This window comes from Tateyamaria omphalii (genome assembly GCF_014651375.1).
Lineage (GTDB): Bacteria > Pseudomonadota > Alphaproteobacteria > Rhodobacterales > Rhodobacteraceae > Tateyamaria > Tateyamaria omphalii.
The window spans coordinates 410,291-422,442 of sequence record NZ_BMWT01000004.1 but is presented as its reverse complement, the minus strand read 5'-3'; the positions used below and the strand labels follow the sequence as shown (position 1 = coordinate 422,442).

General features: G+C 56.2%; 11 protein-coding genes. 8 read left to right on the top strand and 3 right to left on the bottom strand.

What is annotated here, in order from left to right; translation table 11 throughout:
- Nucleotides 1-5 precede the first annotated feature (5 nt).
- The 3 genes from IE087_RS16005 (at nt 6) to hemA (ending at nt 3,014) form a co-directional block, all read left to right on the top strand.
- Nucleotides 6-1,274 carry an NAD(P)/FAD-dependent oxidoreductase gene (locus IE087_RS16005; RefSeq protein ID WP_189370363.1) on the top strand — a complete coding sequence of 423 codons (1,269 nt, stop codon included), beginning with the start codon at nt 6-8 and terminating at the stop codon, nt 1,272-1,274.
- 79 nt (nt 1,275-1,353) lie between these two features.
- Entirely contained in the window at nt 1,354-1,785 is a 432-nt protein-coding gene (locus IE087_RS16000; protein ID WP_189370362.1) for a DUF302 domain-containing protein, read from the top strand.
- Nucleotides 1,785-3,014, top strand: coding sequence for a 5-aminolevulinate synthase (gene hemA, locus IE087_RS15995; protein ID WP_189370361.1), 1,230 nt, complete (start codon nt 1,785-1,787; stop codon nt 3,012-3,014). The genes IE087_RS16000 and hemA overlap by 1 nt, the downstream gene beginning before the upstream one ends.
- Before the next feature lie 4 nt (nt 3,015-3,018).
- Here the strand turns inward: hemA and IE087_RS15990 are convergent, their stop codons facing one another.
- From IE087_RS15990 to IE087_RS15980, 3 genes are all read right to left on the bottom strand, one after another.
- Nucleotides 3,019-4,080: a YeeE/YedE family protein gene (locus IE087_RS15990; RefSeq protein ID WP_189370360.1), complete on the bottom strand. Its 1,062-nt coding sequence runs from the start codon at nt 4,078-4,080 to the stop codon at nt 3,019-3,021.
- Between the two features lie 83 nt (nt 4,081-4,163).
- Nucleotides 4,164-5,108, bottom strand: coding sequence for an MBL fold metallo-hydrolase (locus tag IE087_RS15985; RefSeq protein WP_189370359.1), 945 nt, complete (start codon nt 5,106-5,108; stop codon nt 4,164-4,166).
- Nucleotides 5,105-6,019 carry an MBL fold metallo-hydrolase gene (locus IE087_RS15980; protein WP_189370358.1) on the bottom strand — a complete coding sequence of 305 codons (915 nt, stop codon included), beginning with the start codon at nt 6,017-6,019 and terminating at the stop codon, nt 5,105-5,107. Before IE087_RS15980 ends, IE087_RS15985 begins: the two co-directional genes overlap by 4 nt.
- 418 nt (nt 6,020-6,437) lie before the next feature.
- On the opposite strand from IE087_RS15980, the gene IE087_RS15975 reads away from it, so the two are divergent.
- From IE087_RS15975 to IE087_RS15955, 5 genes are all read left to right on the top strand, one after another.
- Nucleotides 6,438-6,839, top strand: coding sequence for a hypothetical protein (locus tag IE087_RS15975; RefSeq protein WP_189370357.1), 402 nt, complete (start codon nt 6,438-6,440; stop codon nt 6,837-6,839).
- Nucleotides 6,840-7,006: 167 nt separating this feature from the next.
- Nucleotides 7,007-8,020 carry a Hint domain-containing protein gene (locus tag IE087_RS15970; protein ID WP_189370356.1) on the top strand — a complete coding sequence of 338 codons (1,014 nt, stop codon included), beginning with the start codon at nt 7,007-7,009 and terminating at the stop codon, nt 8,018-8,020.
- A 333-nt stretch (nt 8,021-8,353) separates the two neighbouring features.
- Nucleotides 8,354-8,917: a GAF domain-containing protein gene (locus tag IE087_RS15965; RefSeq protein WP_229801426.1), complete on the top strand. Its 564-nt coding sequence runs from the start codon at nt 8,354-8,356 to the stop codon at nt 8,915-8,917.
- A 151-nt stretch (nt 8,918-9,068) separates the two neighbouring features.
- Nucleotides 9,069-11,438, top strand: coding sequence for a sensor histidine kinase (locus tag IE087_RS15960; RefSeq protein ID WP_189370354.1), 2,370 nt, complete (start codon nt 9,069-9,071; stop codon nt 11,436-11,438).
- A 70-nt stretch (nt 11,439-11,508) separates the two neighbouring features.
- Nucleotides 11,509-12,138, top strand: coding sequence for a response regulator transcription factor (locus IE087_RS15955; protein WP_189370353.1), 630 nt, complete (start codon nt 11,509-11,511; stop codon nt 12,136-12,138).
- Nucleotides 12,139-12,152: the final 14 nt, after the last annotated feature.

Below are 12,152 nucleotides of genomic sequence, written 5' to 3'. Positions count from 1 at the left end.
CTAAAATGACATTGAACAGAAGGACATTCCTGGGCACATCCGCCATCGCGGCTGCGACGCTCGCCGCCCCCATGGTTCGCGCGCAAGGAAAACCACGCGTGGTGGTCATTGGCGGCGGCGCAGGCGGGGCGACGGCGGCCCGCTACATCGCCAAGGACAGCAAGGGCAGCATCGACGTCACACTGATTGAACCCACGCGTACCTACTACACCTGCTTTTTCTCGAATCTTTACCTTGGTGGGTTCAAGAAGATTGACGACATCGGCCACAGTTATGGCGGGCTTGCCGCAGGTGGCGTGAACGTTGTGCACGACTGGGCCGTCGACGTAGACCGCGAGGCTAAGACGGTGACGCTCGCAGGTGGCGCAAACCTGCCTTACGACAAACTGATCCTGTCACCCGGTATCGACTTTGTCGAAGGGGCGGTCGAGGGCTGGGACCTATCCGCGCAAAACGCGATGCCGCACGCCTACAAGGCAGGCTCACAGACCGAACTGCTCAGGGCACAGTTGGCGGCGATGCCCGAAGGCGGGACCTTTGCAATGGTCGCCCCACCGAACCCCTATCGCTGCCCACCCGGACCATACGAACGTGTATCTATGGTCGCGCACTACCTTAAGAACAACAATCCGACCGCCAAGATCATAGTCGCCGACCCCAAGCCGAAATTCTCGAAAATGGCGCTGTTCCAAGAAGGTTGGAACAACCACTACGCTGGCATGGTCGATTGGATTGGTGACGACTTTGGCGGCGGTAACGTGTCGGTCGATCCGGCGGCCATGACGGTGACCATTGATGGCGAAGAAACAAGCGTCGATGTCTGCAACGTCATCCCCGCTATGAAGGCGGGCCGCATTGCAGAGATTGCGGGTGTAACAGACGGTAACTGGGCTCCTGTAAACGCGGCTGACATGTCGACGAAGGCGGACCCGGATGTCTACGTGCTGGGCGATGCCAGCCAACAAGGCGACATGCCAAAATCCGGCTTCTCGGCCAACAGTCAGGCCAAGGTCTGCGCCAACGCCGTGCGCGGCGCGTTGACAGGGTCCAAGGTCTTCCCCGCCAAGTTCTCGAACACGTGCTGGTCGCTGATAGACACCAATGACGGCGTCAAGGTCGGCGCAACCTACGAGGCGACGGAAGAGAAGATCTCAAAGGTCGACGGATTCATCTCGCAAACGGGCGAGAACGCGGATGTGCGCAAGGCCACCTACGAGGAATCCGAGGGCTGGTACGCGGGCATCACCGCCGACATGTTCGGCGCAAAAGCCTGAAAGTAAGGGTCTGGCGTTGACACATCTCAGTGCCCTGCCCCCACATCGGGCGACACGGCAGCATTGTCAGGAAGATAAGATGAAACAGACCATTCTTGCCATCTCACTCGGCCTTGCCGGTGCCGCAGCTCATGCCGAAGGCCCCATCGTTGTACCTTTCGACGGCAGCTTTGATGACGCCACCTTTGCGGTCGAAAGCGCCATCGTCGATCGCGGACTGGTCATCGATTATGTCAGCCATGTGGGCGACATGCTGAACCGGACGGGCACGGATGTCGGCAGCAACACGAAGCTGTTTGATGCCGCCGACATCTTCATCTTCTGCTCAGCCGTCATCTCCCGCGAGGTGATGGAGGCTGACCCGATGAACATCGCGCATTGCCCCTATGGCATCTTCGTGGCCGAACGCGAGGGCGAGGTCCTAGTGGGATACCGTGACTATCCAGAAGGGGAGATGTCCAAGGTCGAGGACCTGCTTCAAAGCATTGTCGCCGAGGCTGTCGAAAACTGATGAATTACCAAGACTTCTTCCAGTCCGCGCTAGACCAGTTGCGCGATGCCGGAAACTACCGCGAATTTGCCGAACTTGAGCGTCATCGTGGCGCCTTTCCCACCGCCCTCTGCCACAACGGACCCAACGACACGCCTGGCGACGTCACCATCTGGTGTTCGAACGACTATCTGGGCATGGGTCAGCATCCCAAGGTACTTGCCGCGATGCACAACGCCCTCGATCGCACTGGTGCAGGAGCGGGCGGCACGCGCAACATCTCTGGCACCACGCATGATCACGTGCTCCTCGAAGCCGAACTTGCCAACTTGCACGGCAAAGAGGCAGCCCTGCTCTTCACGTCCGGCTATGTATCGAACTTGGCAACGCTGGGCACCCTCGGCGCGCGCATTCCGGGCCTGACGATCCTGTCTGACGCGCTCAACCACGCGTCGATGATCGAAGGTATCCGCCAATCCAGGGCGGCGCGGCAGATCTGGAAGCACAACGACCTCGTCGATCTCGAGGCCAAACTTGCGGCCCTGCCCCTAAACGCGCCCAAACTCATCGCCTTTGAATCCGTCTATTCCATGGACGGGGACATCGCCCCCATTGCCGAGATTTGCGATCTCGCCGACCGCTATAATGCGATGACCTATCTTGACGAGGTGCACGCCGTCGGACTCTACGGCCCGCGCGGCGGCGGCATTGCCGAACGCGAGCGGCTGATGGATCGCCTGACGGTGATCGAAGGCACCCTTGGCAAAGCCTTTGGCGTTATGGGCGGCTATATCGCAGCCAGCGCGGAACTGTGCGACTTCGTCCGCTCCTTTGCCTCTGGCTTCATCTTCACCACCGCCATTCCCCCTGCCGTTGCTGCGGGCGCTGCGGCCGCTGTCAGGCACTTGAAAACCAGCATCGCCGAGCGCGCCGAACACAAGGCACGCGTGGCTGATGTCCGCGCCCAGCTCGACGCCATCGGCCTGCCGCATATCGATAATCCCAGCCACATCATCCCGGTGATGGTGGGCGATCCGGTCAAATGCAAATTCATCTCGGACACGCTCTTGCGCGATCATGGGATCTATATCCAGCCGATCAACTACCCAACTGTCCCCGCGGGGACAGAGCGGCTACGCATCACGCCTTCGCCCGTACATTCGGCTGCAGATGTCGATCACCTCGTCGCGGCTCTCGAAAGCCTGTGGACCCAGTGCCAACTGGCGCGGCGGTCCATCGCGGCACAGTAGACGGTCAGGCCGCTTCCACTTGCGCGCCCCGCTTCATAAATCGGTGGGTCAGCATCGCGCCCACCCACATGCAGAACACGGCAATCCAGGCGGTCAGGGCCATGATTGACCCGCCCGCCATGCCTGCCCCCACCGCGCAACCACCAGCAAGCATGCTGCCAAAGCCCATCATCGCGCCGCCCAGCAGATATCGTTCCATCGGCGTGTCCGCCTCGAACCGCTGAATACGGGCCTGCCCCTTGATCAGCGAGACGACCAGCGCACCCACGAACACCCCCGGCACAAGACCAAGGCCAAAGCTGGGGCGCACATCGGCGGAAGTGACCAACGCCATAAGCGTGTCGGTTGACGGACCAGTAAACGTGACCGACTGCACCGGGGTCACCTCGAACGACACTTGGGCGACGGCATGGGTCAGCAACCACCCGGCGAATACAGCAACCCCAACAAGAGCCGCGGCTGCAAGCTCAGAGACCGGCACCCGCTGATGCCGCCCGAACAGGATCGCCGCCAGAAACGCAAGCGCCGCAACACCGACCAACACGCGGACATCTAGCCCCATCACCGCCATTACACTGCGCCCCACCCCGCCCGGAACGGTCCAGATCAGCGCCAGGTTCTCACGCACGGGCGACAGCACACCGCTCAGCGCCGCCTGCGCCACGATGGTTACAACCAGACCTGTCACAATGGCGCGCAAATTCCCGGTGGCGGACAGGACAAGCAGGCGGCTGACGCATCCACGGGCCAAGATCATGCCCGCACCAAACATCAGCCCGCCGATGATTGCCCCCGACAGGCTGCCTGTCGCCGCCAATTGTCGGGCCTCACCGGTGTCCAGTACGCCGCCCATTGTGGCGAGTTGCACCGTGACAAGCGCTGCAAAGAACGCAACCTGCCAGATGGCAAGACGCGGCCCGGGCCGACCATCGGCCACCTCGACAGCCGCTGCACGCAGGCAAAACTGTGACTGAAGCGCTGCCACACCAAAGATCAGCCCGACCACCAATCCCGCAGCGCATATCACCGCAGGATCTCCTATCCGATCAATCACGGCTTCCAACACGTTGCGCTCCTGTCAGGCGAATCTGCCGACACTCTGGCAGGGCTGGCGCAGCGCCGCTTTGACGCAGGGCAAACTTGGAGCCTTCACTCAAACTCCATCTGCTCGTATACGCGGCCCGCATTGCGGGTGGCGAGTTGTTCAAACGTATCCAGTTGGACATAGGCGGACTGGTCGACATAATACGCCTCCGCCAAGTCACCTCCCTCCTCCAGATGTACGCCCACCACCTCGCGCAGATGGAGCAGGTAGTCGCGCGTATAGCGACGCACCTGCGCCATGTTGGTCGGATGGCCATGGCCGGGAATCACGTAGGTGGCATTCAACGCTTCGAAACAGCACTCCCACGTCTCGATCCAATCAAGCACGATGGTGTCCTCGAAGATCGGCAACATCCGCTCGTGAAAGGCCATGTCGCCCGCGATCACCATCCCCTGCTCGGGCAACCACACTTGCGTATCGCCGGGGCCATGGGCCGGACCGAGGTGCAGGACCTCGATCCGGAAATCCCCCATCTCGATGACCTCCTTATCTTCGAAGGTCCGCGTGGGCGGCGCGACGAACGTGCCCTCGGCCTTGTCACGATTGTACTGTTTCATGTTCTCGAGAATGCGGTTGCCCCGCTCCTCGATCTCATGGGCCGCATCCACATGGGCCAGGATCGGCACGCTCTGCTCAGCCCAATAGGAATTGCCAAGCATTGCATGGCCCTGCCCGTTTTCGTCAATCACCAGCTTTACTGGCTGATCGGTGATCACCTTGATCTCGTCATGCAGCGCCTTGGCCAGAAGGTACGCGGCACCGCCATTGATCACGACCACCCCGTCGCCTGTCACGATGAAGCTCAGGTTGTTGTTGTGCCCGCTGTTTTCATAGGTCGGCGGCGCGGTGGCCCCGATGGCGGACCAGACATGCGGGATGACTTCGATAGGTTTGGAATACAGAACCGAGCCCGGATATTGATCGGCGATGTCTTCGCTTGCGATTGCTGGACCAGCGATAAATGCGCATGCAGCCAAGGCCCACTTCATCCTGCGTCTGGCACGAACACGTACCCCTCCGTCGCACGATCAACACGTCCGATCCCACCTTGCGGCAGATGAAAACCGACAATTTGCATCTGGTCGGCGATGATCCGGTCAAACAAGGTTTTGCGCGTATCCGCAGCGCGTGCACCATCCTGATCCGAACCGCTTATCCATTCAGGTTTTCGGAAGGCGACGTGATGATTTCCAATGGCGTCGCCCAGAATAAGTGCGCTTTGTGATCCATTGCGGATTTCAAAACTCATATGTCCCGGAGTGTGCCCATGGGTCCCAATCGCAGCAATGCCCGGCAATATTTCCTGGCCATCGTTGAAGAATTCGACGCTGTCTTCTATCATTTCCATGCGTCGCTTGGCCCCCACGGCGAACGCCGCCCTTGCATCACCGATTGTGTCCACGGTTTCCGGGTTCCACCAATAATCCCACTCGGCTCGGCCCATCAAATATGTCGCATTCAGAAATAGCGGGTCATCAAATTCATCCAACAGGCCCCAAATGTGATCTGGGTGTGCATGTGTAAAAACAACATGGGTGATATCGTCTGGTGACAGCCCTGCCGCATCCAGGCTTTCGAGCACCGCGCCAGCGGTCGGCATGAAATCAGGCCCGGACCCAACGTCGAACAACACTGTCAGCTCTTCATCACGATAAAGCGCGAGATTGCATTCGGGCTCAAGGCGATCTGGCGCCACGCCAAACTCGCCCAGAACTGGTGCCAACTTGTCTTGGGGCATTGGTTCAAACACGAAACTGCCCGGCAAGACCAAACTGCCATCACTCACTGTTGTGAGCGTCCCGGAGCCCAACCGCGTTTCGGCCAGAACAGGTGAACCCGTCAGAGTCACCGCTGAAAACGCACCACATCGCGTAAGAAACGCGCGTCGGTCGAAATTCATTGCTCTCTCCATCATCAAATTCTTATATACGAATTTGTTATATCTTTGGAACGGGTACAAGTCCAATAATCTGGTATGTCTGCAAAAGATTCGAAGAACACCGGCCTTGGCTGGCAACTTGCCAAATGATTTTCGTAGGCAACGACACGCATATCGCTGCCACGTGATCACGAATATGCAGCACAACAACTAAATCACTCTTGGGTTTTGTGCGAGGTCCCATGCCCTGCGCAATCCATGTTTCACTCTGCCCACTTGGACTTGTGAAGGAGTGCCTGAATGCACGGGACGTAAAAAATACGAGGGGAACGGGCGATATGGGCTTCCACCCCCAACAGAAACCGAACCAGGCTGCAAAAGCTTGATTGGATTGAGTTGGCTGATCGCGAGTGGTCGCTAAAACGGAGTTTGACACTCAATGGAACATTGGCCGAGCACACTGAAAGGCAATCTCGTGGGTCACTCCCATCTGATCCGGGCTCAGGATGTCCGCGTTGTCGATGGCTTGATGGTTAACTGCGAGCTATCTCAAGAAGATTGCCTGCACCTTGGCGACACTTACGTTTTTCCGCAGCTTCCCCCGGACAACTATGCATCTTTCATCTTCGACGGTCAGTGCTTTCGCCTCATCGAAACGGCGGAACAATTGCTTTGCCTGACCGAACGGATTCTGCTTTTGAACGATCGGGCGGAATTGGTGACTGCTTTTGTCTTGGCGTCTTTGAATGAAGACATCCCAGACATGTATTTCGGACTGCCGCAGCTGTTTGATTCCAAGGTGCATTACACTCTCATCGCGCGCCATAGAATCGAAAACTAGTGGGGGGCCATCCTGGTCACGCAATTGAAGAAAGAAGTCTCGGTCTGCGGAACACCCAAGTTTACTGAATCGTAATGGTAAACTCGTCGATTGTCACAGTGGCTGCCACACAGAACAGGTAGAGCACTGTTGTTTCCAGCAAGCCCCCAAGGGAGAGGAACGCCCCCATGCCAGACAGAACAATCCTTGTTTACTCCCTTTCAGACCTTGGCATTACTGCTGCCAACTACAATTTCGGAACCATTGCGACAGGGGGCACGTTCACGGCATCTGCGGCGGCTGCACCAACTGCGGCGACAGTTACAGACACAGATTCTCAGGACAACATTTTCAATGACGGTGTGCCAGGCAACTTCGCTGCGGCACCAACCCAACTTTTGAACGGCACCATAGATGGGACCGTGTTCACAAATGCACCTACAAACCCGGAAAACGAGTTTGAAGTTTTCGATTCCTCGGGTGCGTCAGTTGGCTTCATCTACGATTTACACAACGCAAACTCGGCAGCTTTTTCATCTCTTCAGGGTTACGTCACAACCTTCGAACTGGTCCCCGGCGAAACATACTCGGTCACACGGACCACCGGGCTTCCAACAACAAGCTACGACGACTTTCTGACGTGTTTTGTTCAAGGCACACGAATTGAAACCGTTGATGGTCCGGTGGCAATTGAAGAGTTACGCGAAGGCGACCTGATCATGACACGTGACGACGGCGCACAACCACTTCGCTGGCTTGGTCAGACCAAAACCGTCGGTAAAGACCGGTTTGCACCCATCATGATAAAGGAAGGGGCTTTGGGAAACTCGCGCGATTTGCGTGTGTCGCCGCTGCATAGAATGCTGATCTGCGGGTTGCGGGCAGAGTTGATGTTTGGAGAATCCGAGGTGCTTGTTTGCGCCAAGCACCTTGTCGATGGCGACACCATATTCTCCGAGCCTTGCGACGAGATCACGTATTTTCATCTGATGTTTGATCAACACCAGATCGTTATGGCGGAAGGGTGTCCAAGCGAAAGCTACTACCCCGGCGCGACAACGATGAATTCGATAGAAGAAGACATCAGGGAGGAAGTGCTGGCACTGTTTCCCGAACTTGAACACAGGACGGGCAGCTATGGTCCAACCGTGCGGATGTGCCTGCGTCGCCGCGAGGCCGCCCTGCTTCGGTCACCCAACTAGCGGTCAATACCGCCGTAACTGCCAGCTTGTTTTCTAATGCAGGCAACCCTTGATCGAGCTGCAGAATACGAAGGCGAAGGCTCGGATATTTGGGCGCGCCATGGCGGACATAGGTGAATTTACTTAGGTGATCACGCGAATTTACAGGCGGTCTCGTTCTAACGTAGCGTGCCGTTGTTAAGATGTTTAATCACCGGTCTGGTGATTGCTGCCAGACACAGTTCGTTACCAGTCACGACGTTCCATGCTGGCGGCTTTGGCCGCCTGCATGTGCCGGTGGTTATGCGTCAGTATCTTGGCCCCATGTCAGCCCGTTCGATGGTAAGGAACTTGATGATTGCTGCTCCAAACCACGATCTTCCAGTCGATTTGCTGTCGACCATCCCCAATGAAAAAGCTGGTTCCAGTATCAGTCCTGGTGACCGAACCAGCCTCGACGGCAATGACCTTGAACGAAATATGCATGGCGGCCAAGATACTTCTAACAGGGTGCTTGCGGCACACAACACCGGCACGAGCGGCTTAGTGTATCCGCACAGTTCTGGTCTTCAATACTACTTTCCGGGTGGGGCGGCTCCGTCTGCGATGGAGGAAGTGTGCGCCCATGTTGTTGGGTTGAAAAAGACCCTCATAATCTGTGACGCATTCTATCATCCGCTTGTCAGCGGAAGCGCAGCTGTTCGGCAATACGGTTTGGCTTCATTCGTCGGCGCACCTGTTTTCGGCACAAGCAACAGGGTCGTTGGAGTTGTTTATGCGACCAAACTCAGGATGCATCGCTGGACAGATGAAGAGGTCGAGGACATCAATGCTGCAGCGTCTAGAATTGAAGAAATGCTGAAATCAACGACAGCATACCTCAGTGCGACGCAACGTTCAGGCAACGATACATCATAATTGTTTGAGCCAAGCGGGCACTATGCCTGTACATCGGACGGGTCACGCGTCGTCGCCTAGGGGTAAGAACAATGATCACAAGTGCACGTTGCAGGGATGCATGCGCAAGATGTGACTTTGCGTCGCTTGGGAGCAAAAGCAGGGGTCGCGAATGAGGATCTCTCTTGGTGCCATACTGGCCATTTGCCTGGCCGGGTTACAATTCATCGCGATCATGACCGTCGTTTTCTCGTCATACCTGACATCTGAAAAAGCGCTTCTAAATCACGCCCATGACCTGCTGAGTGATGTGGGCACCAACACCATCGAGCATTCAAAGGGGTTTCTTGAGCCTGCATACGTCGCCGCAGATCTTGCGACCCGCCTTGCCGAAAACAGGATTGTTGCAAGCGACAATCGTGAAATGCTTGAAGCGTTGCTGTTCCAGCAACTGCACATCGCGCCCCAGTTCGCCGGCATTTTTTTCGGCGATCAGAACGGCAACTTCGTCTACGTTATGCGCACAGAGGAATCCGGCACATATCGTTCAAAGATCATCGTAAGAGACGGCGACGCACGCAGTACGGAGTTAATCTGGCGTGCGGATGATTATGCCATTGTCGACCAAGCCAATGACCCCAATGATAACTTTGACCCCCGAACGCGTCCTTGGTTCAAACGGGCCAGCGCAGGATGGGACAGTATATGGACCGATCCATACATCTTTTTTTCTTCTCGCCAGCCCGGGATTACCGTCGCATCCCCCGTGGTGAACGGCTCCGGCGTCATTCAAGGTGTCATTGGCGTTGACATCGAAATCAGTGCTATCTCCAGCTTTCTGGCACAACTATCCATCGGCCAGAACGGCGTCGCGTTCATTCTCAACAGGAACGGTGATGTCATCGCCCACCCAGATGCCCAGCTGATCAAAACCATGGACGAAGACGGTACGCTGCGATTTGCAAGTATCGACGAACTGGGTGACCCGATCGCTCGATCCGCCTTTGCCGGCCTTGCGGAAGGTGGCACAATTTCTGTCGAGGAAGAAACTTCATCAAAGTTTCAGCATGATGGCAAAACCTATGTGTCGACCCTGATGCCGGCGATCAGCGAAGATCTGCCCTGGACAATTGCAGTTTACGCACCCGAAGACGACTTCATTGGCGGCATCAAAGAAAACCGGCTGCAAAACATTTGGATTGCGACGGCAATCACTCTTGCTGCAGCTGGCATTGGTCTTCTTCTGGCAAATCGTATCCACAAGCCCGTGCGCGCCTTTGCCGTGCGTGCAGCACTGGTGTCTCAGGGCGAGGTGTCGGCATCCGACCCCTTGCCGAAAACCTATCAAGAGCTTGAGGCAACGAACGAAGCGCTAGTTCAGGAAATCGCAAGGCGGCGGAAATCCGAACGGGAATATGGCCGAACCTTCGAACTTGCTTCGCGTGGAATGGCACAGATCATGCCGGAAACGGGCGAATTCATCCGTGTAAACGCTCAGTTTGCAGATATGTTGGGTCATTCAACAGAAGACATGCAAAAGTTGACCATCCACGATGTCCTGCACCCGGATGATGCAAATGCATTCCCGGTATTCGCAGAAATGGCACACGACGACTACGAATACTCCCAGGATATGAGGTACATCCGCAGCGACGGAAAAGTTGTTTGGCTCCGCGTCAATGCAATCATGGTACGGGATGATCAAGGAAACCCGATCCACGCCGTCGCAACTATGGATGATGTGACACAAAGGCGGGATACTGAAGAAAAAATACGAGACCTGAACCGCGATCTGTCTCACTACGCCAGAGTGAACGTGATGGGCCAAATGGCCACCGGGTTGGCCCATGAACTGAACCAGCCACTGACTGCGATCACGCAGAATGTAGATGCCGCCATTTCAACCATAAACGAAACAGAAAGCAGCGATCCTGCTCTTGTCGAGATTCTGTCGGAACTGGACCAACAGGCACATCGGGCCGGCGACATCATCCGCGCTCTGCGCAGTTTCGTCAGAAAAGATGATGGCGCGGCGACGGTGTTCAATCTGGACGAGCTCATCCAACAATCCCTGAGGTTGATACAACCCGAAGCCACGTCGAACAAAATCGATATTTCTTGTTCCATTGACGATGTCCCCTCGGTGATTGCGATCCGCATTCACGTGGCTCAGGTTCTCGTCAACCTGCTGAACAATGCCATTGAAGCCATCGCCGAACACGCACCTGACAGGAGGCAAATCACGGTGTATGCCAAGCGTGCCGGTGACTTTGCAGAGATTTCGGTGCGCGACAGCGGCCCTGGGATTTCACCTGACTTCGATGCATTTGCACAATTCGAAACGACAAAAACCGGCGGCATGGGCCTCGGCCTCAACATCAGCAGATCAATTGTAGAGGACAACGGCGGTCAGCTCTGGCTCAAAGACACAGATGATGGCGGGGCATGCTTTGCGTTTTCTCTCAAACTGGCCCAGGCTCTGGACGACCCCCAAGAGGCTGATAAGCCAGACAACAGTCAACTGACGACGGCACACGTGTGAAGCTACATGGGACAACAATACTTTCTTCAACTCACCGAAAGCTCCGAATTAGCTGTATGGGAACAGATGGATGAGTGAACAGGATCAAATTGTATTCATTGTAGATGACGACGAAGACATTCGTTCGTCTCTGTCACGTGCGCTGACCAAGCGCGGCTACAATGTGAAATCATTTGAATCCGCGGATGTTTTCTTGAACGCATATGACCCGGATCAATCCGGTTGCCTTGTCCTTGACTACGGAATGCCGGGTATGAATGGCCTCCAGTTGCAAGAACGGTTAGCGCAAAAAGACTATTTGCTTCCGATCATCTTCATAACTGGGCATGGAGGCGTTCCGGAATCCGTTCAAGCCATCAAGGCCGGAGCAATCGACTTTCTGGAAAAACCGTTTCGACAATCGTTGCTGCTTGAACACATCGATGCCGCACTCAAGGAGGACCAAAAAGCACGGGCTTCTCGGGCAAGGATGAACAGTGTTCACGCGCGAGTTGACACGCTGACAAAGCGCGAATGGGAAATCGCGCACATGATGGCACAGGATTCATCCAACACTTCAAGCAAGCAAATCGGCCTTAGTTTGAACATCAGTCCGCGAACAGTGGATCATCACCGCGCCCGCATTCTCGAGAAGATGCAAGTCGCGTCGGTCGCGGAACTCGTTCACCTGCTCATCACCGCTGGTCTGGTTTCAAAGTAGCAAAATTTGCGCGA

Excerpts from the sequence above, each read along its gene's own strand:
- IE087_RS16005 (WP_189370363.1), top strand. The coding sequence starts at position 6 with ATGACATTGAACAGAAGGACATTCCTGGGCACATCCGCCATCGCGGCT.
- IE087_RS16000 (WP_189370362.1), top strand. The coding sequence starts at position 1,354 with ATGAAACAGACCATTCTTGCCATCTCACTCGGCCTTGCCGGTGCCGCA.
- hemA (WP_189370361.1), top strand. The coding sequence starts at position 1,785 with ATGAATTACCAAGACTTCTTCCAGTCCGCGCTAGACCAGTTGCGCGAT.
- IE087_RS15985 (WP_189370359.1), bottom strand. The coding sequence starts at position 5,108 with ATGAAGTGGGCCTTGGCTGCATGCGCATTTATCGCTGGTCCAGCAATC.
- IE087_RS15980 (WP_189370358.1), bottom strand. The coding sequence starts at position 6,019 with ATGAATTTCGACCGACGCGCGTTTCTTACGCGATGTGGTGCGTTTTCA.
- IE087_RS15975 (WP_189370357.1), top strand. The coding sequence starts at position 6,438 with ATGGAACATTGGCCGAGCACACTGAAAGGCAATCTCGTGGGTCACTCC.
- IE087_RS15970 (WP_189370356.1), top strand. The coding sequence starts at position 7,007 with ATGCCAGACAGAACAATCCTTGTTTACTCCCTTTCAGACCTTGGCATT.
- IE087_RS15965 (WP_229801426.1), top strand. The coding sequence starts at position 8,354 with ATGATTGCTGCTCCAAACCACGATCTTCCAGTCGATTTGCTGTCGACC.
- IE087_RS15960 (WP_189370354.1), top strand. The coding sequence starts at position 9,069 with ATGAGGATCTCTCTTGGTGCCATACTGGCCATTTGCCTGGCCGGGTTA.
- IE087_RS15955 (WP_189370353.1), top strand. The coding sequence starts at position 11,509 with ATGAGTGAACAGGATCAAATTGTATTCATTGTAGATGACGACGAAGAC.